The sequence below is a fragment of the Arthrobacter sp. ISL-85 genome, assembly GCF_018613675.1.
Lineage (GTDB): Bacteria > Actinomycetota > Actinomycetes > Actinomycetales > Micrococcaceae > Arthrobacter.
The window spans coordinates 306,421-329,363 of sequence record NZ_JAGGPQ010000005.1 but is presented as its reverse complement, the minus strand read 5'-3'; the positions used below and the strand labels follow the sequence as shown (position 1 = coordinate 329,363).

The 22,943-nt window shown below is 66.8% G+C and carries 24 protein-coding genes and 3 tRNA genes; 8 read left to right on the top strand and 19 right to left on the bottom strand.

Features of this window, described 5'->3' with window-relative positions; translation table 11 throughout:
- Genes J7I84_RS04325 through J7I84_RS04310 form a run of 4 tightly spaced genes read left to right on the top strand, consistent with a single transcriptional unit; the run spans position 1 to position 3,774 of the window.
- Positions 1 to 1,182 carry a sensor histidine kinase gene (locus tag J7I84_RS04325; RefSeq protein WP_214941023.1) on the top strand — a complete coding sequence of 394 codons (1,182 nt, stop codon included), beginning with the start codon at positions 1 to 3 and terminating at the stop codon, positions 1,180 to 1,182.
- 33 nt (positions 1,183 to 1,215) lie between these two features.
- Positions 1,216 to 1,932 (top strand): LytTR family DNA-binding domain-containing protein, encoded by a 717-nt coding sequence (locus J7I84_RS04320; RefSeq protein WP_214941020.1) that lies wholly within the window; start codon positions 1,216 to 1,218, stop codon positions 1,930 to 1,932.
- A complete protein-coding gene (locus J7I84_RS04315; protein WP_214941017.1) occupies positions 1,929 to 2,300 on the top strand; it encodes a hypothetical protein in 372 nt (123 codons plus the stop codon). The genes J7I84_RS04320 and J7I84_RS04315 overlap by 4 nt, the downstream gene beginning before the upstream one ends.
- Before the next feature lie 7 nt (positions 2,301 to 2,307).
- Entirely contained in the window at positions 2,308 to 3,774 is a 1,467-nt protein-coding gene (locus tag J7I84_RS04310; RefSeq protein ID WP_214941371.1) for a cation acetate symporter, read from the top strand.
- A 100-nt stretch (positions 3,775 to 3,874) separates the two neighbouring features.
- Here the strand turns inward: J7I84_RS04310 and J7I84_RS04305 are convergent, their stop codons facing one another.
- The 6 genes from J7I84_RS04305 to rpsB all read right to left on the bottom strand — a co-directional run bounded on the left by J7I84_RS04305 (position 3,875) and on the right by rpsB (position 8,929).
- A complete protein-coding gene (locus tag J7I84_RS04305) occupies positions 3,875 to 4,459 on the bottom strand; it encodes a DivIVA domain-containing protein (RefSeq protein WP_214941014.1) in 585 nt (194 codons plus the stop codon).
- A 118-nt stretch (positions 4,460 to 4,577) separates the two neighbouring features.
- On the bottom strand, positions 4,578 to 5,498 hold the full coding sequence (locus J7I84_RS04300) for a phosphatidate cytidylyltransferase (RefSeq protein WP_214941011.1): 921 nt from the start codon (positions 5,496 to 5,498) through the stop codon (positions 4,578 to 4,580).
- A complete protein-coding gene (frr, locus tag J7I84_RS04295) occupies positions 5,498 to 6,055 on the bottom strand; it encodes a ribosome recycling factor (protein ID WP_214941008.1) in 558 nt (185 codons plus the stop codon). The genes J7I84_RS04300 and frr overlap by 1 nt, the downstream gene beginning before the upstream one ends.
- A gap of 129 nt (positions 6,056 to 6,184) precedes the next feature.
- Positions 6,185 to 6,922: a UMP kinase gene (gene pyrH, locus J7I84_RS04290; protein ID WP_141161027.1), complete on the bottom strand. Its 738-nt coding sequence runs from the start codon at positions 6,920 to 6,922 to the stop codon at positions 6,185 to 6,187.
- Positions 6,923 to 7,070: 148 nt separating this feature from the next.
- Entirely contained in the window at positions 7,071 to 7,907 is an 837-nt protein-coding gene (tsf, locus tag J7I84_RS04285) for a translation elongation factor Ts (protein WP_214941004.1), read from the bottom strand.
- Positions 7,908 to 8,035: 128 nt separating this feature from the next.
- Positions 8,036 to 8,929, bottom strand: coding sequence for a 30S ribosomal protein S2 (gene rpsB, locus J7I84_RS04280; protein ID WP_214941001.1), 894 nt, complete (start codon positions 8,927 to 8,929; stop codon positions 8,036 to 8,038).
- A 448-nt stretch (positions 8,930 to 9,377) separates the two neighbouring features.
- On the opposite strand from rpsB, the gene J7I84_RS04275 reads away from it, so the two are divergent.
- Positions 9,378 to 9,962 (top strand): M23 family metallopeptidase, encoded by a 585-nt coding sequence (locus tag J7I84_RS04275; protein WP_214940999.1) that lies wholly within the window; start codon positions 9,378 to 9,380, stop codon positions 9,960 to 9,962.
- 17 nt (positions 9,963 to 9,979) lie between these two features.
- Here J7I84_RS04275 and J7I84_RS04270 read toward each other — a convergent pair whose 3' ends face one another.
- The 6 genes from J7I84_RS04270 to J7I84_RS04245 form a co-directional block, all read right to left on the bottom strand.
- A complete protein-coding gene (locus J7I84_RS04270; RefSeq protein ID WP_214940995.1) occupies positions 9,980 to 11,170 on the bottom strand; it encodes an acyl-CoA dehydrogenase family protein in 1,191 nt (396 codons plus the stop codon).
- A gap of 137 nt (positions 11,171 to 11,307) precedes the next feature.
- Positions 11,308 to 11,381: transfer RNA gene (locus tag J7I84_RS04265), tRNA-Ile, on the bottom strand.
- A gap of 73 nt (positions 11,382 to 11,454) precedes the next feature.
- Positions 11,455 to 12,651: a glycosyltransferase gene (locus J7I84_RS04260; protein ID WP_214940992.1), complete on the bottom strand. Its 1,197-nt coding sequence runs from the start codon at positions 12,649 to 12,651 to the stop codon at positions 11,455 to 11,457.
- A gap of 112 nt (positions 12,652 to 12,763) precedes the next feature.
- Complete coding sequence (locus J7I84_RS04255) at positions 12,764 to 13,672, bottom strand: DMT family transporter (RefSeq protein ID WP_214940989.1); 909 nt, start codon at positions 13,670 to 13,672, stop codon at positions 12,764 to 12,766.
- Positions 13,672 to 14,295 (bottom strand): CDP-alcohol phosphatidyltransferase family protein, encoded by a 624-nt coding sequence (locus J7I84_RS04250; protein WP_214940986.1) that lies wholly within the window; start codon positions 14,293 to 14,295, stop codon positions 13,672 to 13,674. The genes J7I84_RS04255 and J7I84_RS04250 overlap by 1 nt, the downstream gene beginning before the upstream one ends.
- A 114-nt stretch (positions 14,296 to 14,409) precedes the next feature.
- Positions 14,410 to 15,261 carry a phage holin family protein gene (locus tag J7I84_RS04245; protein ID WP_214940983.1) on the bottom strand — a complete coding sequence of 284 codons (852 nt, stop codon included), beginning with the start codon at positions 15,259 to 15,261 and terminating at the stop codon, positions 14,410 to 14,412.
- Positions 15,262 to 15,440: 179 nt separating this feature from the next.
- Here J7I84_RS04245 and J7I84_RS04240 point away from each other — a divergent pair, with 179 nt between their 5' ends.
- The 3 genes from J7I84_RS04240 (at position 15,441) to J7I84_RS04230 (ending at position 17,408) form a co-directional block, all read left to right on the top strand.
- Positions 15,441 to 16,664: a multidrug effflux MFS transporter gene (locus J7I84_RS04240; RefSeq protein WP_311381059.1), complete on the top strand. Its 1,224-nt coding sequence runs from the start codon at positions 15,441 to 15,443 to the stop codon at positions 16,662 to 16,664.
- Between the two features lie 63 nt (positions 16,665 to 16,727).
- Positions 16,728 to 16,922: a complement resistance protein TraT gene (locus tag J7I84_RS04235; protein ID WP_214940978.1), complete on the top strand. Its 195-nt coding sequence runs from the start codon at positions 16,728 to 16,730 to the stop codon at positions 16,920 to 16,922.
- 78 nt (positions 16,923 to 17,000) lie between these two features.
- Entirely contained in the window at positions 17,001 to 17,408 is a 408-nt protein-coding gene (locus J7I84_RS04230; protein ID WP_214940975.1) for a hypothetical protein, read from the top strand.
- A gap of 68 nt (positions 17,409 to 17,476) precedes the next feature.
- Here J7I84_RS04230 and J7I84_RS04225 read toward each other — a convergent pair.
- The 7 genes from J7I84_RS04225 to J7I84_RS04195 all read right to left on the bottom strand — a co-directional run bounded on the left by J7I84_RS04225 (position 17,477) and on the right by J7I84_RS04195 (position 22,943).
- Positions 17,477 to 17,549, bottom strand: a tRNA-Asn gene (locus J7I84_RS04225).
- Between the two features lie 122 nt (positions 17,550 to 17,671).
- Positions 17,672 to 17,744, bottom strand: a tRNA-Asn gene (locus J7I84_RS04220).
- A gap of 95 nt (positions 17,745 to 17,839) precedes the next feature.
- Entirely contained in the window at positions 17,840 to 19,783 is a 1,944-nt protein-coding gene (dnaG, locus tag J7I84_RS04215) for a DNA primase (protein WP_214940972.1), read from the bottom strand.
- Positions 19,784 to 19,812: 29 nt separating this feature from the next.
- Complete coding sequence (locus J7I84_RS04210; RefSeq protein WP_214940969.1) at positions 19,813 to 20,073, bottom strand: ferredoxin; 261 nt, start codon at positions 20,071 to 20,073, stop codon at positions 19,813 to 19,815.
- On the bottom strand, positions 20,070 to 21,338 hold the full coding sequence (locus J7I84_RS04205) for an NADH-ubiquinone oxidoreductase-F iron-sulfur binding region domain-containing protein (RefSeq protein ID WP_311381058.1): 1,269 nt from the start codon (positions 21,336 to 21,338) through the stop codon (positions 20,070 to 20,072). Before J7I84_RS04205 ends, J7I84_RS04210 begins: the two co-directional genes overlap by 4 nt.
- On the bottom strand, positions 21,335 to 21,892 hold the full coding sequence (locus J7I84_RS04200) for a ferric reductase-like transmembrane domain-containing protein (protein WP_251046021.1): 558 nt from the start codon (positions 21,890 to 21,892) through the stop codon (positions 21,335 to 21,337). Before J7I84_RS04200 ends, J7I84_RS04205 begins: the two co-directional genes overlap by 4 nt.
- On the bottom strand, positions 21,885 to 22,943 hold the full coding sequence (locus J7I84_RS04195; protein ID WP_214940966.1) for an FAD:protein FMN transferase: 1,059 nt from the start codon (positions 22,941 to 22,943) through the stop codon (positions 21,885 to 21,887). Before J7I84_RS04195 ends, J7I84_RS04200 begins: the two co-directional genes overlap by 8 nt.

Below are 22,943 nucleotides of genomic sequence, written 5' to 3'. Positions count from 1 at the left end.
ATGCCGGACTCCCCCCTCCTCACCGCCGCGGCCGTTGCGGTGATCGCCATGGCCATTGCCGTCGTCGTCGGCGTGGGCCTGAAGGTGCTCCGCTCCTTCCGGGAGCTGGGCACTGACGCAGAGCGCGCCACGTACCACACACTGCACGCTGCCTCCCAGGCCGGGCAGCACCTGCGGCGCGGCCTGAACCCGGCCGGCGCCGCGAAAGCCAGCCGCCAGCTGCGCGCCCTGCTGGCCTGCGACGCCCTGGCGATCACGGATGCAGCAGGCGTGCTGGCCTGCGACGGAGGTGCCGAGGACATCAGGCCCCGCCTGATGGAACTTGCCGCCGGTGTGCTTGGCTCGGGCCGGACAGCGGTCCTCTCAGCAGGCGCGGACGGAACCGGCGGCCAGCTTGCCGGTGTCATCGCCCCGGTACGGGCCGGCACCCGGGTGGTGGGTTCGGTGGCAGCCTTCGCCCCGTCCGTGGGCGCAGGCCTTGTCAGGGCAACAGGGGAAGTGGCCGACTGGGTTGCGGTCCAGGTGGAACTTGCCGAGCTGGACGCCTCCAGGACGCTTCTGATGGAAGCGGAGGTCCGGGCGCTGCGGGCACAGATCAGCCCGCACTTCATCTACAACTCACTCAACGCCATCGCGTCCTTCATCAACACCGATCCGGAGCGGGCCAGGGAGCTGGTGGTGGAGTTTGCCGATTTCACCCGCTACTCGTTCCGGCGCCACGGCGACTTCACCACCCTTGCCGAGGAGCTCCGCTGCATTGACCGCTACCTGCTCCTGGAGCGTGCCCGGTTTGGCGAGCGCGTCCAGGTCAGCCTTCGGGTCGCCCCGGAAGTGCTGGGCACCGTCATCCCCTTCCTCAGCCTCCAGCCGCTGGTGGAGAATGCCGTCCGGCACGGGCTCGAGGCCAAGGCCGGCCCCGGGCACATCAGCATCACGGCGGAGGACGCCGGGGCCTTCGCTGAGGTCACCATCGAGGACGACGGCGTGGGCATGGATCCTGACCATCTCCGGTCCGTATTGGCGGGCCATACCGACGGGGACCATGTGGGGCTGCGGAATGTGGACGCACGCCTTCGCCAGGTGTACGGCAACGACCATGGCCTGGTGGTGGAAACGGCGCCCGGTGAGGGAACACTCATCACCATGCGGGTGCCGAAGTCGCAGCCAGGACATGATGCGTGAGGCGGGTCCTGCCGCTGGAAGTACCCTAGGAGAATGATTAACGTCCTCGTCGTTGATGATGAGCTGCCCGCCGTTGAGGAGCTGGCGTTCCTGCTGGGCAGGGACGAGCGCATCGGCAAGGTGCTGCGGGCGACGTCCGGGGCCGAAGCGCTCACGGCCCTGTCCTCCGGCGGCATCGACGCCGTATTCCTGGACATCCACATGCCCGCGGTGTCCGGCCTGGACATCGCCGGTGCCATTGCCCGCAGCAGCAATCCGCCTGCCGTTGTTTTCGTCACCGCCGACGAGGACCATGCCCTGGCGGCGTTCGAACTCGCCGCCGTGGACTACCTGCTCAAGCCGGTGCGCACGGAACGGCTGGCCCGTTCCGTGGCACGGATCAGTGAACTGCGCGACGGCGGCGCGGCACCGGAGATGATCACGGTGGACCAGGGCGGGACCACCAGGATGATCCGCCGCGACGACGTCACCTACGTGCAGGCCCAGGGCGATTACGCCCGGCTGCACACGGCTGACGCAAGCTACCTCATCCGGGTGCCGCTGGCCGACCTCGAACAGCAGTGGGCGGACGCCGGATTTATCCGCACGCACCGCTCCTACCTTGTGGCGCTGAAGCATGTGTCCTCGATGAAACTGGCCGCCGACGGGCCGCGCGTGACAGTGGCCGGTGCCGGACTGCCCATCAGCCGGCGGCACCTGCCCATCGTGCGGGAGAAGCTGGAGGCAACCAGGATCAGGCCGCACGCATGACCCGGGTCCGGGTCACGGCCCCGCGGGCGCCTGCCCGCACTCCGGTACGCGGCGCAGGGCGGCGGGTCGAATCGCGGGAGGCCGCGCAGGATTCCGACGTGGGGCAGGTGTTTGTCCGGTCGCTGATCAGGTCCCAGCTGCGGCTCGCCCTGGTGGTGGCGGGCGGGTTCCTGCTGATCCTGGCCGCGTTCCCGCTGACCCTGCTGGTGGTGCCCGGCCTGGCCGATACCCGGATTGCCGGCATCCCGTTCGGCTGGCTCCTGCTGGGCGCCGGAATCTACCCGGTGATCGGGTTGAGCGCCTGGCTGTATGTCAGGACTGCCGCGCGCAATGAGGCGCGGTACCGGGACCTTGCAGGTGAGCCGTGAGGCGCGGGTGAACGCCGGCGTCGCCATCACAGCGGTCACGGTGGTGTCCCTCGCCACGGCCATCATCGGGTTCTACGGGCTGCGGATTTCACGCACCACGGGAGACTTCTACGTTGCGTCGCGGACCGTGCGGCCCTGGTGGAACGCCTCGGCGATCGGCGGCGAGTACCTTTCCGCGGCCAGCTTCCTGGGCGTGGCCGGACTCATCCTGCTGTCCGGGACAGACGCTCTCTGGTTCCCGGTGGGATACACCGCCGGCTACCTGATGCTGCTGCTCTTCGTTGCCGCCCCGCTGCGCCGGTCGGGCGCCTACACCATCCCGGACTTCACCGAGTCCAGGCTTGCGTCCCGGACGGTCCGGCGGGTCACCAGCCTGGTGGTGGTGATGGTGGGGTGGCTGTACATCGTGCCGCAACTGCACGGGGCGGCGCTGACCATCCAGATCGCCACGGGCCTGCCGCCCTGGGTAGGTTCCCTTGCTGTCGTTGTGGTGGTGTGCCTCACAGTGGTGGCGGGCGGGATGCGGTCCATCACGTTTGTCCAGGCGTTCCAGTACTGGCTCAAGCTCACGGCCCTGGCCGTGCCCATCCTCTTTATCATCTTCCTGGTGGCCGGCCACGGAACCGAGCCCCAGTCCATGCCAGCGGTCAACCCCACGGGCATGCCACCGGCCGGGCTCTACCAGAACGTGTCCCTGCTGGTGGCGCTGCTGTTCGGCACCTTGGGACTGCCCCACGTGCTGGTGCGTTTCTACACCAATCCGGACGGGCACTCGGCACGGCGTACGACGTTGATCGTCCTGGGGCTGCTCTCTGTGTTCTACCTCTTCCCTACGGCGTACGGCCTGGTGGCGCGGATGTTCGCCCCCGGCCTGGCCCGCTCCGGGCAGCCGGATGCCATGGTCCTGCGGCTCCCCGGCGAACTCGTTGGCGGGGTACCGGGCGACCTGCTCTCCGCCCTGGTGGTGGCCGGCTCGTTCGCCGCGTTCCTGTCCACCACCTCTGGCCTGGTGGTCTCCCTGGCAGGCGTGATCAGCCAGGACGTCCTGGGCGGCAGCGTCCGTGGGTTCCGGCTCGCCGCCGTCGTCTCCGCCGTCGTCCCCCTGGGTTTTGCGCTTATGACGGGCTCCCTGGCGCTTGCCGGCAGCGTGGGCCTGGTCTTCGCGTTCACCGCGTCCACTGTCTGCCCGGTCCTGCTGCTCGGCATCTGGTGGCGCGGCCTGACCGACGCTGGAGCGATCGCCGGAATGGTGACCGGCGGGGTGCTCTGCGGCGGGGCGATGATCGCGGGCGCAATCTCAGGTTCAGGCCTGACGCCGCCGTGGCTCGCGCAGCCCGCGGCCTGGAGCGTGCCTGCCGCGTTCGCCGTAATGGTCATCGTTTCCCGGGCCACGCCACACCGGATTCCCGGCACCATGCCGCGCATCATGACCCGCCTGCATACTCCGGAACGGCCGCTGGCAACCGAACGGTGAATCGGGAGGAGAGGCCTTGATTGCCATCCTCAGGGGCCTGCAGGCGCCGCTCTCCCCACGGCGCCGGCCGGGGACTAAGCGGCCCCGGGGCAGTGGCCCGTCAGTCGATGGCCGCCATCAGCTCAACCACGCGGTCCAGGAAGGCATCCACCTGGGATTCCTCGTAGCCCTCACGGCCCACGGCCGGACGGAAGACCGCGCGGCGCACGCTGTCCACGCTCAACGGCTTGTCCTGTTCGAGGTAGGCGACGAGCTCGCGGCACAGCCGGTCGACGTCGTCGGTGTTGTAGCTGCGGGCCTTGCTCTTGGTGGGACGGCGGAACCTGTCTCCGTCGGGCCGGTGCAGGCGTCCGCGGAGGATGCCGGAAAGGCTTCCGATTTCGCGCAGCCAGGCTTCCTCGCCGCGGGCCGCGATGAGTTCATCCCGCTCCCTGCGGGCGAAGGCGTCCTCGAGCCGGTCCAGTGCGGCGTCCACGACGGCGGCGGAGTACCCGCCCTTGACGGGGTCGAAGGACACGGCCCGCACGTCGGCGCTGTTGACGGGTTCGGTGGCGGCCTGGGGCGTTTCCAGGGAGACCCTTGCCCGCTGCAGGAACTGGTCAACCTGCCTGGCGTTGTATCCGTACTCGCTGCGCTGCACGCGCTCAAAGGACGCAGGGATCTGCCGATGAATGTCCAATGCCACTTCGATTCCTTCAATGCTGTTCAGCGGTTGTGCTTCCGCACCAGTTTAGGGTGCCGGGATTGGTGCCGGCACCCGGATCCTGTTTGTGTTGGATGCCCGGCCGGCCGGGCTGGAGGGATTAGGCGCCAGCCACCAGGCCGTACAGGATGAAGGCCACCGGTGAGGCGAAGACAATGGAGTCCAGCCTGTCCATCACTCCCCCATGGCCAGGCAGGATGCTGCTCATGTCCTTGACGCCCAGTTCACGCTTGACCATGGACTCGGCGAGGTCCCCGGCAGTGGACGCTGCCACGGTTCCCACCGCCAGCACTGCGCCCACCCACCATGGCTTGTCCAGCACGAAGAGGGCTGCCAGGACGCCGATCAGCATGGCGCCTGCCACCGACCCCGCGAAGCCCTCCCAGGACTTCTTGGGGCTGATCTTCGGTGCCATGGGGTGCTTTCCCAGTGACGCGCCCACCAGGTAGCCGAAGGTGTCGTTGGAGACCACCAGCAGCAGCATGACGGCTATCTCCCATGCTCCGATGGGGGCCATGCCACCGGGCCACAGCCCTAGCGGAGTTGCGCCTGCCGCGTGCAGCGGCAGTGCAGCGAAACTGATGAAGAAGGGCACCCAGCCCAGCGTGAAGACACCGGCAAAGATACTGTTTGCCGAGCCGGCGGCACTCTCGATCGAGCGCCACAGCAGCACGGCCACGGCGCTGAGCAGCAGGGCGAACAGCTGGCTCTCGATGCCGCCAAAGTACGCGGCGAAAGGCAGTGCCAGCGTGCCGGTCATGACCGGCACGATGGGCATCCTGGTGCCGTTGGCCTCCAGCGCCCGGTAGATCTCCCACACGCCAAAGACAGCGAAGGCCGTGACGATGGCTACGAACACCAGCGGGAGGAACAGCAGTCCGCCGAGCACGGCGAGGAGCATGGCCAGCCCCACCACGACGGCGGCGGGCAGGTTCCGCCCGGCCTTTGGCGTGGGGTTGCTCCTGGGCTGCTTCCCCCGTGCGCGCGCCCTTGGTGCGGGGGCCTGATCTGCCTGGCCCATCAGACTTCGAGCAGCTCTGCTTCCTTGCGCTTGAGCAGCTCGTCGATGCCGTCCACATGGGCCTTGGTGAGGCTGTCCAGTTCTTTTTCGGCACGGTTGCCGTCGTCCTCGCCCGCCTCGCCGTCCTTGACCAGGCGGTCCAGGGTTTCCTTGGCCTTGCGGCGGATGTTGCGGATGGAGACCTTGGCGTCCTCGCCCTTGGTCTTGACGATCTTCACGTATTCCTTGCGGCGCTCCTTGGTCAGTTCAGGAATGGTAATCCTGATGACGTTGCCGTCGTTGGACGGGTTGGCGCCGACCTCGGAATCGCTCAGGGCGCGTTCGATGTCCCGCATGGCGGTCTTGTCGAACGGGGTGATCAGGATGGTCCGGGCGTCCGGGATGGCAAACGAGGCCAGCTGCTGCAGCGGCGTGGGCGAGCCGTAGTAGTCCACCAGGACCTTGTTGTAGAGGCCCGGGTTGGCGCGCCCGGTGCGGACGGCGGCGAAGTCTTCCTTGGCTACCTCTACCGCCTTGTCCATCTTTTCTTCGGCTTCGAGCAAGGTCTCTTCGATCACGGTCTCTCCTGACGGTTCTGGTGCAGTCCGGGGCGCCGGTTCCATGCACTCACGTTGTTCTTTGTTGCTGTTTCCGTCCCCGCCCGGAGGGACGGGGACGGAACTGTCCTGAAAACATCCTAGCCGCAGCTAGGCGGTGACCAGCGTGCCCAGCTTCTCGCCGAGGATGGCGCGGGTGACGTTGCCTTCACCCTCCATGCCGAATACCACCATGGAGAGGTCGTTGTCCTTGCACATGGTCATGGCCGTCTGGTCCATGACGCGGATGTCGCGGCGCAGCGCGTCGTCGTAGCTGAGGGTTTCCAGGCGCTCCGCGGTGGGGTCCTTCTTGGGGTCCGCGGTGTACACGGCGTCCACCCCGCTCTTGGCCATGAGGACCACGTCGGCGTGGACTTCCAGGGCGCGCTGGGCCGCCACGGTGTCGGTGGAGAAGTAGGGCAGGCCGGCGCCGGCACCGAAGATGACCACGCGACCCTTTTCCATGTGGCGGATGGCCCGGCGCGGAATGTAGGCCTCCGCCACCTGGCCCATGGTGATGGCGCTCTGGACGCGGGTTTCCACGCCCGCCTGCTCCAGGAAGTCCTGCAGTGCCAGGCAGTTCATGACCGTTCCCAGCATGCCCATGTAGTCGGCGCGGGAGCGGTCCATGCCGCTCTGCGACAGTTCGGCACCGCGGAAGAAGTTGCCGCCGCCCACCACAATGGCCACCTCCACTTCGGGGACGGCTGCCGCGATCTGCTTGGCGACGTTGCGGACGGTCTCGGGATCGACACCGAGCTTCCCGCCGCCGAAGACCTCGCCGGAGAGCTTCAGGAGGACCCGCCGCCGGTTCTTCTCCGAATGCGTGACAGTGTTGACGGCTTCCATGATGCCTTCCCGTTGGTGACTCTGAAAAAAGGGTATCCTGCCGGATCCGGTGGTCGGAACCGGCGGCGGTCCAAGCCGACTGGGCGCCAGTCGATTGGGCGCATGCAAAAGGGGCGGCCACCGAAGTGGCCACCCCTTGCAGTTTCGACTAGGAGCCGACGCGGAAACGCGTGAAGGCGGTTCCCTTGACACCGGCCTCTTCGAGGACCTGTGCCACGGACTTCTTGGCATCCTTGGCGAATGCCTGGTCAACCAGGACCTCGCCCTTGTAGAAGCCCGTCACGCGGCCTTCCACAATCTTGGTCATGGCAGCCTCGGGCTTGCCCTCTGCCTTGGCTGTCTCTTCGGCAATGCGGCGCTCGGACTCAACAAGCTCGGCCGGAACGTCCTCACGGGTGAGGTAGTTCGGAGCCATGGCGGCGATGTGCACAGCGACGTCGTGGGCGGCGGTGGTGGCGGCTTCGCCTTCACCGTCGACAGCGAACAGAACGCCCACCTGGGCCGGGAGGTCCTTGGAGGTCTTGTGCAGGTAAGCGTCAACCGTGGCACCCTCAACGCGGGAGAGGCGGCGGACAACAACCTTCTCGCCCAGGATGGCGCCTTCTTCGACGACAACCTCGGAGAGCGGCTTGCCGTCAACATCGGTTGCCAGCAGGGTCTCGAGGTCGGCAGCGCCGGACTCGACGGCGACGGCCAGGACCTTGTCGGCCAGCTGGATGAACTTGTCAGCCTTGGCAACGAAGTCGGTCTCGCAGTTGACCTCGATCATGACGCCGACGCCGTTGCTGACCTTGGCGGCCACGAGGCCTTCAGCGGTGGAGCGGCCTTCGCGCTTGGTAGCGCCCTTGAGGCCCTTGATGCGGATGATCTCGATGGCCTTCTCGGCGTCACCGTTGGCCTCGTCAAGAGCCTTCTTGACGTCCATCATGCCGGCGCCGGTGCGCTCGCGCAGGGCCTTGATGTCCGCGGCAGTGTAGTTCGCCATGTGAACCCCTCTGTCTAGAAATGTGTGGTGGTGTACGGACCGACAGGATGGCAGCCCACGGGGGTGGGCCGCCATCCTGTCAGCAGCTCCGGCTGCGGACAGCGCGGAGAATCCGGATTGTGCGTGTCTTACTTGGCGTCTTCGGCGGGAGCCTCGGCGGCCGGAGCTGCCTCGGCAGCCGGAGCTTCAGCGGCGGGAGCCTCGTCGGCAGCCGGAGCTGCAGCGTTCTCGGCCGGAGCTGCAGCGGCTTCTGCCTTGTTGCCTTCGAGGAGCTCGCGCTCCCACTCGGCCAGCGGCTCTTCCGGAGCTTCCGTGGCGCCCGTGCCGCGGTTGTTGCGGGCGATCAGGCCCTCGGCAACGGCGTCGGCAACAACGCGGGTCAGGAGGTTCACGGAGCGGATGGCGTCGTCGTTGCCCGGGATCGGGAAGTCGACTTCGTCCGGATCGCAGTTGGTGTCCAGGATGGCCACAACCGGGATGTTCAGCTTCTTGGCCTCGTCAACGGCGAGGTGTTCCTTCTTGGTGTCAACAACCCACAGCACGGACGGAGCCTTGGTCAGGTTGCGGATACCGCCCAGGTTGGACTCCAGCTTGGTGAGCTCGCGCTTGAGGAGCAGGAGTTCCTTCTTGGTGTAAGCGGAACCGGCGACGTCGTCGAAGTCGATCTCTTCGAGTTCCTTCATGCGCTGGATACGCTTGGCAACCGTCTGGAAGTTGGTCAGCATGCCGCCGAGCCAACGCTGGTTGACGTAGGGCTGGCCCACGCGGGTTGCCTGCTCGGCAATTGCTTCCTGGGCCTGCTTCTTGGTGCCGACGAAGAGCACGGTGCCGCCGTGGGCAACAGTGGCCTTGACGAACTCGTAGGCGCGGTCGATGTAGGACAGCGACTGCTGGAGGTCGATGATGTAGATGCCGTTGCGCTCGGTGAAGATGAAGCGCTTCATCTTCGGGTTCCAACGGCGGGTCTGGTGTCCAAAGTGGACGCCGCTGTCAAGCAGCTGGCGCATGGTTACGACGGGCATTCCGGCGCTCCTTATTTTCCGGCAGGTCATTCATGAGAAAACCCGGGGGCTTCTTACCCTGCCAATAGTTGACGGTTGATCAGCGTGGCCCGGACGGGCCGTGCTCCTGGCATCCACCGTTCTTCCCATCAGGAACAAAGCCTGACCGCAGGAAGTACGGTCCTCCATGGACGACGCCGGGGCGTTCGCTGCCGGAGGGCTGGATGCGCGTAGTCAGCCGCCGCTCCCCCACACTCCTGAATGAGATGTGCCGACACAATCCGGACAAGGAAATGCACCGCGGGGGTGAACCACTGGGACGGAAAGCGTTGAGGGCGCAGCAAACTGCTCCATCAAGTGTACTACAGGCACCCCCTGCCGCCGGACGGGGAAGCACCCGGCCGGGACGTTGTCCACATAGCCGCAACCGGCCCTGCCCCGCTCCGCGCTGGACAGGGAGGCTGGTGGCATGAAACCACCGGTCCTCCTGGCCGCACTCCTGCTGCTGCCTGCATCAGTGGCCTCCCCCGGCCCGTCATTCCAGTACAGCGCCGCAGGTGCGGGGCAGCCGTACCCGGCCCGGTCCACCGTTCCCAGGCAGGAATGGACGACGGCGGCTTCCGGGGTGGGTGCCAGGCCTTCCTGGCAGTGGCCGCTGGCACCGCGCCCGCCGGTGCTGCGGGGTTTCGACCCCCCGCCAAAGCCCTGGCTCAGCGGGCACCGCGGCGTGGACCTGGACTTCGCCGGAGGCACGCAGGTTGTGTCACCCGCGTCGGGAACGGTGAGTTTCGTGGGCGTGGTGGTGGACCGGCCGGTGATCACCATCGACCATGGCGGCGGGCTGCGCAGCAGTTTCGAGCCGGTGGAAAGCACGCTGAAGGTGGGCGCCGCCGTGGCTGGGGGCGGGGTCATCGGCACTGTGCTGCCGGGACATTGTCCGGCGGCCCAGTGCCTGCACTGGGGAGTGCGGGAAGGAGAGAACTACGTCAATCCCCTGCAGTTCGTCCTGGACCTCCGCCCGTCCATCCTGCTGCCGCTGTCCGGACCGCCGTAACCAGGGCGGGCTGGCGCTTAGACGATGGCCGATATGCCAGTGATGGCCCGGCCCGTCACCAAGGTGTTGATCTCGGCGGTGCCCTCGTAGGAGTAGATGGCTTCGGCGTCGGCGAAGATCTTGGCCATCCCATAGTCGGTCACGATGCCGTTTCCGCCCAGGATGCTGCGGCCCAGCGCCACGCTCTCCCTCATGCGATCGGTGGCGAAGGCCTTTGCCAGCGCGGACTGTTCATCCTTGGCCACGCCTTCGTCCTCCAACTGCGAGAGCCGGACCATCATGCCCATGGAGCTGACTGTGTTGCCCAGGATCCGGACCAACTGGTCCTGGATGAGCTGGAAGGACGCCAGCGGGCGGCCGAACTGTTGGCGGTCCACGGCATAGCGGCGGGCAACATCGAAGGCGGCCATCTGGAGCCCGACAGCCTGCCATGCAACAGACAGGCGGGTGACCTTGAGCACCTTATTGACGTCGCGGAAGCTGTTGGCGTTAGCGAGCTTGAAGTGGTCCGGGACCACAACGTCCGCCAGGACGATGTCGGCATTCTGGACGGTGCGCAGGGAGATCTTGTTCTCGATCTTTGTAGCGCTGAACCCGGCCAGGCTGGTGTCCACCATGAAGCCCTTGACCTGGTTGTCGGCCACGTCGCGTGCGTACACCACCACCCAGTCAGAGAACGTGGCGTTGCCGATCCATCGCTTTGCGCCGTTGAGGATCCAGTTAGCCCCGTCCCTGCGCGCCGTGGTGCGTGTTCCGCCGGCAACGTCGCTGCCGCCCAGCGGCTCGGTCAGGCCAAAAGCGCCGATCTTCTTGAGCGCGTAGATATCGGGGAGCCACTCGTCCTTCTGCTCCTGGGATGCCAGCAACTCAATGGAGCCGGTGAAAAGCCCGTCGTGCACGCCCAGGAAGGTGGCGATGGAGGCGTCGGCGCGGGTGGCCTCGGCGTGCAGCATGCCTGCGAAGAGGTTGGAGTACCCCTGCCGCCGCACCGGGCTGACCAGGTCCAGGCCGGCGAGCTTCGGCACCAGGTCCATGGGGAACTCCCCGCGGTTCCAGCAGTCCACCGCAATGGGCTTGACCTCGCGCGCCAGGAACTCCCGGACTTCTGCGAGCCGGTCCCGCTCCTTGCCGGAGAGAAGCTGCTCAAAGGCGAAGAAGTCGCCGTCGGCGTAGGGAAGCTCTTGGAATTCGGCTGCGGAGGTGGCCATGGTTACCTTCTTTGTGAATCAGCGCTGACCATGCCGCGGAGCGGAGCACGGTATGTTACTGGTCAGTAACATACCGCAGGGTGCGGGGTTAACCAAGAAAACCGCGGCCAACGAAGATCGTCGGCCGCGGTTGTCGGTAGGGCTACTCGGACTTGAACCGAGGACCTTAGGATTATGAGTCCCGCGCTCTAACCAGCTGAGCTATAGCCCCAAGCCCCGGGGCACGTGTTCAAACAGCCACGCTCCGGCAGGGCAAAAACACTCTAGCAAACCCGGGAAAGGGTTCAGACCACTTTGTCCTCGTAAGAGGCGCCGCGGTACAGGTCCTCGAAGGTCTGCAGCGTTCCCTGGATGCTGTGCGGTTCCACCATCTGCCGGCTTGCCCGGCCCATGGCGCGCTGTTCGTCCTTCGGCAGTTCCAGGACCTGGGTGATCTTCTTGGCGAGGTCATCGCTGTCGTTGGGCGTGAAAAGGTAGCCGTTTGCGCCGTCGCGCACCAAGTGCGGGAGCGCCATGGCGTCGGCCAGGACCACAGGAGTGGAGGCGGACATCGCTTCCAGGGTCACAAGGGACTGCAGTTCCGCGGTTCCGGGCATGCAGAACAGGTCGGCCCGGATGTAGGCGGTACGCAGTTCATCATCGCTGGCAAGGCCCAGGAACTTGACCCGGTTGGTGAGTCCAAGCCGCCGGACGAGGTCCTCCAGGGCGGAGCGCACTTCGCCGCCGCCCACGATCTCCAGGTGCACGTTCAGCTCGGGCGGCGTTTTGCCGATGGCCTCGACGAGCACGTCCACATGCTTTTCCTCCGCCAGGCGTCCGGCGAACAGCACTGTGGGGTGGGCATGCGGCTCGATGTGCTCGCCGGGCTTCAGCTCATAGGCAGCGGAGTCGATGCCGTTGGACAGCGGGAGCACCTTCCGCAGGAAAGCGTGTTCGTGCATGGCCCTGGCCGCCAGGGGTGTGGGGGTGGTCACCACGTCCGCCTGGCCCATGACCTTGCCCATGTCCTTCCAGGAGATCCGCCCAATGATGTCCTTGAACCACTGCGGGAACGGCAGGAAGGGGTTAAGGTTTTCGGGCATGAAGTGGTTGGTGGCCACGATGCGCACTCCGCGCTTTACGGCCTCATAAAGTACGTGTTCGCCGATCATGTAGTGGCTCTGGATGTGCACCACGTCAGGCTTCACCCGGTCGAAGAGCAGGCTGATTTCCTTCTTGATTTCCCAGGGGAAGCAGAGGCGGAAGCTCTCGTGCGTGAACGCCCTGTGCGAGCGGAGCCGGTGCACGGTTGCTTCCTCGCGAAACTCCGTGAAGCTCTTTCCCTTGCTGTCGCGGGACGCCAGGACATGGACGTTATGGCCCCGGGCAGTCATTCCCTTGGCCAGACGGTACCCAAACTGGGCAGCGCCGTTGACATCCGGCGGATAGGTGTCCGCCGCGATCAGGATGGTCAGGGGACGCTGGTCGGCTGGCGTGGTCATGGGGAGTGCTCCTGATGGTCACGGTGCGGACAGCGTGGAACTGACAGCACGGTTGGCCGCTGGCGCAGGGGCGCCGGGCTTCGTGGAATTGCTGGATTCGGACGGGAATGTACTAGTGCGACGGCCTTCCGGAAGCCTTCCGCGCATCCTTCCTGCGCTTGGTGACCTCCGGGTGGTGCCGGGAAAGGGCGATAACCCCAACGATAGCAAGGCAGGCAGCCGTTCCCATCGCAATGGCCATAACTGCATGCACATCGGGGCGCAGTTCGCCCAGGATGATGACGCCGATGGCAATGCCCACCATGGGGTCCACCACGGTGAGTCCGGCAATCACCAGGTCCGGCGGCCCGGTGGAGTACGCGTTCTGCACGAACCAGGACCCCAGGCCCCCGGCCGCGATGATGGCCACCACGGAATACCACTGGACGTTAAGCAGGAAGAGCCCATTCGGATCCAGGAGGTGCTTGCCGATGATCCGGGTGAGGACTGCCACGAAGCCGAACAGGATGCCGGCGCCGAGGATGTAGATGAACGCGTTCATCCGGTGCTTGAACGTGACAGCCAGCGTGCCGAACAGCCCCACGGCCAGGGCCAGCAGCAGCACGATGGTGAGCTCGTCCTCCGGGCTGACATGGTGGTTTTCCTGGGTCACGTTGACCGCCAGGAGGACGAAGAGCGCCGATCCGGTGACGCAGGCGCCAATGGACACGGCCGTGGCGCGGTTGATGGTCAGGTCCTGGTCCCGGGCGTTGACCACCGTGGTGATCACCAGGGCAATGGCGCCGATGGGCTGGATCACCGTCAGTGGTGCGGAGACCAGGGCGACGGCGTTCATGGCCATGCCGGTGCACAGCAGCAGGAGTCCGAGCATCCAGCGGGGATTGCGCAGGAGGCGCAGGAAGCCGTTGGAGCTCAGGGCCAGGCCGCCGGTATCGGCTTTGACGGCGCTGCCCTGGCGCTGGGCCCCCAAAGCCAGGCAGAAGGCGCCAAGTACCGCCAGGCCCACGGCAAGCCACACCATCAGTCGTTCCCGCCGTCGTGCTGTTTCTGTTCCCGGCCCTTGCGCAGCATGGCCCAAAAGTAGTTGTAGGCAGCAATCCAGTGGCCAACAAGGCCCAGGCCCAGCACCACCCAGGCCGCGGCGAAGAGTTGGCCGGAGAACCCGGTGTCCAGGCGGGAGAGGACCAGCAGCGGCGTGCCCAGCAGCAGCAGCCCGGTCCGCACCTTGCCCACCACGCTGACCGGAAGGTCCGGGTGGCCGTGGAAGAGAGAGAGCGTCAATACCAGCAGGACGGCATCGGGTACCACCAGCGCAGCCAGGTACGCCCAATGCACGACGCCGGCAATCAGCAGGGTGAACGCCACCGCCAGCAGGGCAAGGCGGTCTGCAAGAGGGTCAAGGACCCGGCCAAGCTTGGAGGCTTGGTCGAACCGGCGGGCGATATAGCCGTCAATCCAGTCCGTCCCCGCCATGACCGCAAGGACGACCACTCCGGCCCCGTATTCCTTTTGGCCCAGGACAAGCCAGATGAAGAGCGGAACACCCATGAACCGCACCACGGTGAGCAGGTTGGGAATAGTGGCCACGCGGTCATGGTCCACCTGCGGACGGCCGGGGCGGGCGCCTGCACCAATGAACTTCACCCGTCCCCCTCTCCTTCCTGCTGTGCCGCAGCGCGGTCTTTCGGTTATGCCTTCTTTGGCCGGAACCACGTCCGCCCAAGGGATGCGCGCCGGAACGCTGCCACCGGACAGAGCCTAGTTGGAGCGCAGGAGCCGGCGCAGGAGGACCACCAGGACCGTCCCGGCGGCAACAAAGGCCGTCAGCGGCTTCCAGCGCCTGGACAGGTCAGCGGATCCGGAGATGGCCGCAAGCCTCTGTCCGGCCGCGTCCACGCCGCGCTGCGCCAGCACCTGGCCCTCGCGCGCCTTGACCTGGGCGGCCGCCAGCACGTACCGGGCCTGGGTCTTCACATCCAGCTCCGTACCAAGTTCGTCGCGTACCTCTGTGAGGTGGTGGCGGCGCTGGCTCAGCCGGCGCACCAGCTCAGGTTCGGACGCGTGCGGGAACTCCTGATCGTCCCGGGCGGCCTTGGCTTCCTTCTCCGCCTTGGCCTTTGCCGCTGCTTCGGCCTTCGCAGCCTTCGCAGCCTTGGCCTCAGGGCTCGCCGGATCAAGGATGGCCGGGTTGAAGGCAGAACCCTCGCGGGCAATCCCGATATCGTGCCTGATGCCGCGGATGGTTTCCTCCGGCATCAGCGGCATGGCCTTCTTGAACCTCGCGAGGCCAACCAGGCCGCCGATGAGGGCTATCAGCAGGAATGCCGCTGAGACCAGGAGGGCTGCCAGCCAGGCGGGCATGATGGTGGCCAGCCCCATGATGGCGGCAACGATCAGGCCAACCACCAGGAACGCAAGGAACAGAAGCGCCACGGCGAAGAAGGCCGCCGCCACCCCCACCTGAATTCCCTTGCGTTTGAGTTCAATCTTGGCGAAGGCGATCTCGTCGTTGAGCTGGCGGGGGGCCAACCGGAAAAGGAGTCTTGCCGTCCCGGGCAGCGCAGTGATGCGCAATCCCGGGCTGGTACGCCCGCTGTGACGTCCGCTCATCGGTTCCGCCTTACTGGTTCATGGGTCGATACTGCATCCGTTTGCTGCGGAGATGTGCAGCCGCACAGTCCACGCCACCAAAACTACCATTCAGGTTCAGGGCGAACTTGGGGGCTTGCCGGACGGCGCGGCCTACAACGATGCAAAAACCGCCTCGACCCGGCCTAGGATTGTTCTCCGTGACCAATCCCCCCAATCCGGGCGACCTGCTGAGCCGTCGCCGGAAGCTCCTGTACATCCTCCTCCTGGGCGCCTTGACGGCCCTCGGTCCATTCACCATCGACCTCTACCTGCCCGCCTTTCCGGCGCTGGAGGCAAGCCTGGGGGTGACCGAGGCCCAGGTCCAGCTCACCCTGGCAGGCACCACGGTCGGTTTCGCATTCGGGCAACTGGTTGTGGGCCCCTTCAGCGACAAGTTCGGCCGGCGCACTCCCCTGATCCTGGCCACGGCCGTGCACATCGCAGCATCCCTGGGCGCCGCTTTGTCCTCGGACATCACCACCCTGGGCATCTTCCGTGTGCTGATGGGGGTTGGCGCGGCCGGCGGCGGCGTGGTGGCGATGGCCATGGTGCGTGACCTGTTTTCCGGCTACGCCATGGTGCGGATGTTCTCCCGGATGTCCCTGGTCAACGGGCTGGCACCCATCCTTGCCCCCGTCATCGGCTCACAGCTGCTCCTGGTGATGCCATGGCCGGGCATCTTCGTGTTCCTGGCTGCCTACGGGACTTTGGTGATCGTGGCCGCGCTGCTCCTGGTGCGTGAAACGCTTCCGCCGGAGAAGCGGGGCCGGAGCGGAATGACCATCCGGCAACGCTACAGGACACTGTTCAGCGATCGGATCTTCGTGGGGCTGCTGATGGTGGCGGGCTTCAACTTCGGCGGCCTCTTCACCTATCTCTCAGCGTCGCCCTTCCTTTTCCAGGACGTGTTCGGCTTCTCCGCACAGCAGTACGGGCTGCTCTTTGGCATCAATTCCCTGGGCATCGTGGCCGGCGTGCAGACCAGTTCCCGGCTCATCAGGATTGTCCCGCCGCAGTGGATCCTGGCCGGCGCCACGGCCTGGATGTTCCTCATGGCCTTGCTGATCGTGGTCTTCGACCGGGCGGGCCTGGGGCTGTGGGGCGTCATGGTCCCGCTGTGGTTCTACATTATGGGCACAGGCTTCATGTTCCCCTGCGTCCAGGTGCTGGCCCTGGCCGGACACGCAGCCCAGGCCGGAACGGCAGCCTCGCTGCTGGGAGCGGCGACATTCCTCATGGCCGGGCTCATCTCCCCCGTGGTGGGTTGGCTTGGCATCACCAGCGCCGCGCCCATGGGAGCAGTGCAGGCGGCCTGCATCCTGCTGGCGATCGCAGCACTGTGGCTGGTGGTCCGACCGCGCACGGTACCCTCGATCCACTAGGCCGTACCCCCGATCTGCTGGGCGCGGGCAATCCACCACCCGGCCATACTCGAAAGGCAGGCAATGAGCCGCAGACCGCACCGCAACGGAAGGGGACTCTTCCTCGGGGCGGTGCTTGGCGCCGTCATTGGCTATTTCGCCGGCCGCGCCCTGGGCAACCCCGCCTGGGGCATCATCCTGGGGACGCTGGCTGGCGCCGCGCTCCTGTACCGGGTGAACCCTGGCACAAGGAAGCCACGCTCCCGCGGCCGCCGCTGAACAACCTGACCGGATCGATGTTCCGGCGGGGTGCGGCTTTCCCTGCCGTCCGGCCCCCTCCCGCGATAAAATGATGCCGTGCCCAACTGGCAGAACCAACCGCCACTTCCGGCCACATGGCAACGGTGCGACGCCCGGATTCTGCCACTGTGGTGGGAGCGGCTGTGCGCGCAGGCGGGGCAACAGTCGGCGGCCCTGTATGCGGCAGGGTTGTTCACGGAGGACCGGCGCCGGCCCATCGCCCAATGGTTCAATCCCGCGTTCAATGCGGCCCTGCTGGTGGCGCCGGAAACCTCGCCCGAATGGCCGGTGCAGCGGTTCGGGATTTTCTACGCTCCCCCGGACGCCGGCTTTGTGCGGATCCACTCCGCGCCGCACGAATGGAGCCCGCGCGAACCGCGGAAGTCGCCCACGGAGCATGAAGCTTTCCAGGCCGCCATTGCCGAAGCGGAAAGGTTCCTGCAAGTGGAAATGGATTTCGTCTAACCCGCTGCGGCCCGCGAAAGAAAAAATCCCCGCTCCTCCAGCCGGAGGAACGGGGATTTTTCGTAGCGCTCCTCCTGCTGGACTTGAACCAGCAACCCTTCGATTAACAGTCGAATGCTCTGCCAATTGAGCTAAGGAGGAATGAAGCAGGTATGACATTAGCAAAGGTTTCCGGCCCAAGGGAAATCGGCGGTTTTCCGGGCCCAGACGCCCTGCCCGGAAGCAAAAATCCCCGTTCCGGAAGCCGGAACGGGGATTGGAAGCTCCTCCTGCTGGACTTGAACCAGCAACCCTTCGATTAACAGTCGAATGCTCTGCCAATTGAGCTAAGGAGGAATGAGGCGGGTATTAGCCTAGCAAACACTTGCCGCGGACACGAAATCGGACTGCCGTGACCTGGCCCACCTCCGGGCATGGGGACCAGGCCCTGCCTACGACTCCGCCCGCAGTGCCCGGCGTTCCATTTCCAGCATCATCAGTTCGCGGTTGAGCCGCTGGTAGGTCTCCGGGTCCGCCGCCGCGTCCAGGCGCTGCAGCTGGCCCATTTTGTCCGCCTTGACCCGGGTGATCTGGAGTTCGAAAAGCCGGGACAGGATGTCGCGGCAGTACTTCAGCACCGCTTCTTCTGTGTGGGCCGGCAGCGGCACCACGGCGAGCTCGGACACCAGCGGCCGCAGGGGTTCCGGGACCTCATTCATTACGTGCTCCACCCAGCCCACCGGATCGACAGTGAGGCCGGGGCCCGTGGCACGCATTGCGTCATGGACGGCCTGGAAGGCGGGGATGGCGAACCGGGCGGCGGCGAAGCGGTCCCAGACTCCGCCCGCCAGCAGGGAGGGCTGCTGCAGCGCCACTTCCAGCGCCTGACGCTCCATGGAAGCCACAGGATCGCGCGGGTCCGGGCGGTGGAAGGAGGGAACAACGCCCGACGACGGCCCGGCAGCTACGCCGGGGCCGCCGGGTTGGGCGGGGGCTGGGCGGGCGGGGCCGTTTGGCTGCTGCTGGCCCGGGGCCGGTGACCGTCCCGGTTCACCGCGTTTTGCGGCGTTCTTCACTTCTGCGGTGACCAGGCGCAGGACCTCGTTGGGGTCCGGCATGCCCAGCCAGCCGGTCAGCGCCTGGCAGTAGCCGGTCCGGGTGGAAGCGTCGCGGATGGCCGCCACCACCGGCACGGAGGCCTTGAGGCCCTGGACGCGGCCTTCGACAGTGTCCAGGTTGAACTGCTTCAGCGTGCTGCGGATGGCAAACTCGAACAGCGGCCGCCGGGACTGGATCAGGGCGTGCACCGCCTCATCCCCCCGGCTGAGCCGGAGGTCGCACGGGTCGGCGCCGGTGGGTTCCACGGCCACGTACGTCTGGGCGGTGAACCGCTGGTCCTCTTCGAAGGCCCGCAGGGCCGCCTTCTGCCCGGCGGCGTCGCCGTCGAAGGTGAACACCACTTCTCCCCCGGTGCCGTCGTCGGACAGGAGCCGGCGCGCGATCTTGATGTGTTCGGTGCCAAACGCCGTTCCGCAGGTGGCTACCGCCGTCGTAATTCCTGCAAGGTGGCAGGCCATGACGTCGGTGTAGCCCTCCACCACCACCAACTGCCGGTCCTTGGCGATGCTGCGCTTGGCCAGGTCGATGCCGTAGAGGACCTGGGACTTCTTGTAGAGCGTGGTTTCGGGGGTGTTGAGGTACTTGGGGCCCTGGTCATCCTCATAGAGCCGGCGCGCGCCGAAGCCGATGGTGTCGCCGGCCATGTCTTTGATGGGCCAAATGAGGCGGCCGCGGAAACGGTCGTAGATGCCCCGGTTTCCTTCGCTGAACATCCCGGTGAGCTTGAGCTCGGCGTCTGTGAAGCCGCGGCCGCGAAGGTGCTTCAGGAGACCGTCCCACCCTTGGGGGGCGTAGCCGCAACCGAAGTGCTCCGCGGCTGCCCGGTCGAAGCCCCGGCCGAACAGGAAGTTGCGGGCCTCCGCGGCTCCGGGCGTGAGCATTTGGGCGCGGAAGAATTCGTCCGCAATCTTGTGTGCGTCCAGCAGCCGCTGGCGGCGGCCTACTTCCTCCCGGTTAGGGCCGGTTCCGCCGTCTTCGTAGCGGAGCTCGTAGCCGATCCGGGATGCGAGCTTTTCCACTGCTTCCTGGAAGGAGCTGTGGTCCTGCTTTTGGACGAAGGCGATGACATCCCCGTCCTCGCCGCAGCCGAAGCAGTGGTAGCGGCCTACCTGGGGACGGACGGTGAAGGACGGCGAGCGCTCGTCGTGGAAGGGGCACAGGCCCTTGAAGGTTCCCAGCCCGGCGCCCTTGAGCGTGACGTAGCCGTCAACCACTTCCTTGATATCCGTGCGCTGGCGTACTTCGTCAATATCTTCACGTTTAATCAGCCCAGCCACACAGCAATCCTAGTGTCACCGGCGCGGCTTCACTGCCCGGGCACCTGCTTCCCGGTTTCCGGTGCCTTCCCGTCCAGCAGGCTGAGGGCCAGCCTGGGGCAGAGGAAGACCGCTTCCCGTGCGGCTTCCCGGTCGGCATCGCGCAGCGGGACGTCCGTCCGTTCGCGGCCCACCTTCCCGCGCGCCACCGGGTACCCCCAGTCGTCCCGGTCCAGCACCCCGGGAAGCAGTTCGGCGCACAGGCCGCGGCCGTCGCAGCTGGTCCAGTCGATGTGCAGGTGTGTCTTCATGCCGCTGCGCCTCCCGGACCCGTGCAGTATCCGGAAACGTGGGCACGGAAGTCGGCCGCGAAGACCTCCAGGGCGCTGCTGACCAGTCCGGTGGTCCCTTCCGGGTGCCTGCACGCACCGCGCCCGGAGACCAGCCTGCCCAGGCGGTCCAGCTCGGAGGCAAGGCGGGGATTCGCTTCCCCTCCGGCGATCCGGTTGAGGACGGACGCCATGGCCGGAAGGCCGAACATGCAGGGTCCGCACTGCCTGGCCGACTGGCCGGCAAGGTAGCTGACTATCCGGGCCGTCGCCTGGATGCCGCAGGCCTGCAGATCCAGGGCATGGATCACGCCTGCGCCGGGCCGCACCACCCGGCTGGGCGGTCCCACGGGTGAGAGCGTGTGCCCCGCGGGGCGCACCCACCGCCCGTGGTAGCCGCCCACCAGGACCGCGGACAAGGCGGCAGGGTCCATTCCCGCTTCCCGCAGGACCGCGGAAAGGGGTGCGCCGCCGGGCACCTCCAGCACCACATCCCGTACCGGGGCTGGGCCGGAAACAGACACCAGCCGGGTGCCCGGGTCCGTCCCGGTCCCGGCCTGGCGGAACCACTGCGCACCATAACGGGCTATCAGGGCAACCTGGGCGAGGGTTTCGACATTCACCACCAGGGTGGGGCGGCCGTTGAGGCCCGACTCGCTGAGGCGGCGGCGCTGGTCAGTGGGGACGGCGCTGCCGTTCGCGATCATATTGACGACGGCGCTGGACTCACCGGAGATGAACGTTTCGGGGGCCTGAACCACCCTGATCCGTTTGCCCCGGGGGCGTTCGCCGACGGCCCGCTGCACGTGGGGCAGGCCGGCCGCCGGCGCGTACACGTACATCTCTGCGCCGCCCAGGGCTGCGGCCAGGGCAATCAGCCCGTCGATGACCAGATGGGGCGCGTGCGTAAGGAGTGTCCGGTCCTTGAAGCTGAGCGGTTCGCCCTCGGCGCCGTTGGCGATCACCACCGGCCGTGCCGGGAACAATCCCTTCCTGACGGACCCGGCAGCGGCTGTGGCCTTGCGCCAGGTTTCGAAAGCGGCTCCGCCCCGGCCGGTGAGTCCGGCTTCCGCCAGCGCCTCCAGCAGGCCCGGTCCGGCTGTGTGCGGTTCCGAGGACCCGAAGGTGCCAACGTGCTGCTCCCAGCCTGCGTCAGCGCCTGCGGCCAGGAGCCGCGGTTCCTGCCGCGTCGTGTCCTGCGCCGGTTGCAGGGGCACCGGCGGGTACGTGTCATTGGCTTGGCTCACGGCAGGTTTCCTTGCCTGGCATGGGAGGTTTCGAGGAAGGAGGGGCTCAGCCGCCACAGCAGGGCCGCGGCAACGGCCACCGCGGATGACGCGGCCAGCAGGAGGAACCAACCGCTGGAGACGTCGGTGCCGTTTCCCAGGGCGTGCGCCATGGCCACCGGCCAGACGCCGTAGCTGAGCCAGTGCACGGCCTTGAAGCTGCGCTGCCCAATCCGATGCCGCAGCAGCCCGGTCACTACCACTGCCAGGACAAGGTCCAGGGCCACCGTTCCCAGCCCCTGCCAGAAGGGCTGAAAGGAGCCAAGGAACGGCACCACGATGTCCACCGGATTCAGCTTGGCAAAGGAGTCAAGGAGCAGGGATCCCACGTGCAGCCCCAGGAAAATCGTGGCCAGCAAGGCTATGTTCCCGTGCAGGAGGCTGATGGAGAACCGTGGCAGTACCATCAGCGGCCGGCCGGACCGGTTCAGGATCCCCAGCAGCACGGACCCGGTGAACAGTGCCAGGGACACGAAGCCGCTTACCCGGCCAAATGCCCACATTGCCTCATCCATGGCCGGCACCCCCGGGACTGGAGTTTGCGGAGGAACCTGCGGGAGGGCTGTAGCTTTCGGCGGGCCAGCCACCGGTGGTTGCGACCCGGCCGCGGCTGTCCACGAGCCGGGCGGAAATGCCTTCGCTCCGAAACCATTCCAGGGCGGCGAAGCCACGGACAATGGCCGCCGTGCTGTACGCGTTCGCTTCCAGGCAGGTGGGCGCCGCCACGCTCACTGAGCGCCAGACCGCGTCGGCAGGCAGGCCAAAGCGGGGATCAAGGATGTGGTGGACCTGGGTTCCCTGGTGCCTCCAGCGGCGCTTTTGCGTGCTGGAGGTGGCCAGGGCAAACCCGGGAGCCAGGGAAATCTGCTGGGCAGGGTCGGAAGGAAGGTCCTGCACCATGACCTGCCAGTGGCCCGGCTTTCCACCCTCCAGCGGCCCCGGCCCCGCGCTTGCCAGGTCTCCCCCCAGGCCCACAAGCACGCCGCACCCAAGCTGCTGGTGCACCGCGTCCGCGGCGAGATCGGCGGCCACAGCCTTTGCTGATGCTCCCAGGTCCAGGTGGAGATCGGCCGGCAGGGTGAGCATCCTCGAGTCAAGCCGCAGGCGGGACCAGCCTGGAACGCGCGGGGCGGGTGCAGGCCGGGGAGATGACGGCGGGGAAGATGCAGCCTGCGGCGGTACCGGCAGGCTGGTGAGCCCCGGAGTGGCCTGCGGTCCCGGGCCATGCCCCAGTGCGGCCAGATCTGCTCCGAGGGTGGGGTCGACGTCGCCGCCGGTCATCCGGGCGGCGTCCAGGGCGCGCTCCAGGAGCAGCCGGAACATAGGGCTGATACTGACGCCCCGCGCCATCCGGGGCTGGAGCACTGTCAGTTCGGAATCGTCACGGAAGCGGCTGCAGGCTAAATCCACGGCGGCAACAACGGAACGGGCAATCTCCCCGGCTGCGGCGAGTTTTTCGCCGTCGGTTACCGTGACGAAAGCCTCAAGCTCCCAGACTGTCCAGGCGGATTGGGCAGCAACTCCTGGGGCAGCCGTAGCAGGAGCAGCCGTACCGGGACCTGCCAT

Excerpts from the sequence above, each read along its gene's own strand:
- J7I84_RS04320 (WP_214941020.1), top strand. The coding sequence starts at position 1,216 with ATGATTAACGTCCTCGTCGTTGATGATGAGCTGCCCGCCGTTGAGGAG.
- J7I84_RS04275 (WP_214940999.1), top strand. The coding sequence starts at position 9,378 with ATGAAACCACCGGTCCTCCTGGCCGCACTCCTGCTGCTGCCTGCATCA.
- rpsB (WP_214941001.1), bottom strand. The coding sequence starts at position 8,929 with ATGCCCGTCGTAACCATGCGCCAGCTGCTTGACAGCGGCGTCCACTTT.
- J7I84_RS04300 (WP_214941011.1), bottom strand. The coding sequence starts at position 5,498 with ATGGGCCAGGCAGATCAGGCCCCCGCACCAAGGGCGCGCGCACGGGGG.
- J7I84_RS04260 (WP_214940992.1), bottom strand. The coding sequence starts at position 12,651 with ATGACCACGCCAGCCGACCAGCGTCCCCTGACCATCCTGATCGCGGCG.
- tsf (WP_214941004.1), bottom strand. The coding sequence starts at position 7,907 with ATGGCGAACTACACTGCCGCGGACATCAAGGCCCTGCGCGAGCGCACC.
- J7I84_RS04255 (WP_214940989.1), bottom strand. The coding sequence starts at position 13,672 with ATGGTGTGGCTTGCCGTGGGCCTGGCGGTACTTGGCGCCTTCTGCCTG.
- J7I84_RS04200 (WP_251046021.1), bottom strand. The coding sequence starts at position 21,892 with ATGGATGAGGCAATGTGGGCATTTGGCCGGGTAAGCGGCTTCGTGTCC.
- pyrH (WP_141161027.1), bottom strand. The coding sequence starts at position 6,922 with ATGGAAGCCGTCAACACTGTCACGCATTCGGAGAAGAACCGGCGGCGG.
- J7I84_RS04235 (WP_214940978.1), top strand. The coding sequence starts at position 16,728 with ATGAGCCGCAGACCGCACCGCAACGGAAGGGGACTCTTCCTCGGGGCG.
- J7I84_RS04315 (WP_214941017.1), top strand. The coding sequence starts at position 1,929 with ATGACCCGGGTCCGGGTCACGGCCCCGCGGGCGCCTGCCCGCACTCCG.
- J7I84_RS04270 (WP_214940995.1), bottom strand. The coding sequence starts at position 11,170 with ATGGCCACCTCCGCAGCCGAATTCCAAGAGCTTCCCTACGCCGACGGC.
- J7I84_RS04210 (WP_214940969.1), bottom strand. The coding sequence starts at position 20,073 with ATGAAGACACACCTGCACATCGACTGGACCAGCTGCGACGGCCGCGGC.
- J7I84_RS04325 (WP_214941023.1), top strand. The coding sequence starts at position 1 with ATGCCGGACTCCCCCCTCCTCACCGCCGCGGCCGTTGCGGTGATCGCC.
- J7I84_RS04245 (WP_214940983.1), bottom strand. The coding sequence starts at position 15,261 with ATGAGCGGACGTCACAGCGGGCGTACCAGCCCGGGATTGCGCATCACT.
- J7I84_RS04195 (WP_214940966.1), bottom strand. The coding sequence starts at position 22,943 with ATGGCAGGTCCCGGTACGGCTGCTCCTGCTACGGCTGCCCCAGGAGTT.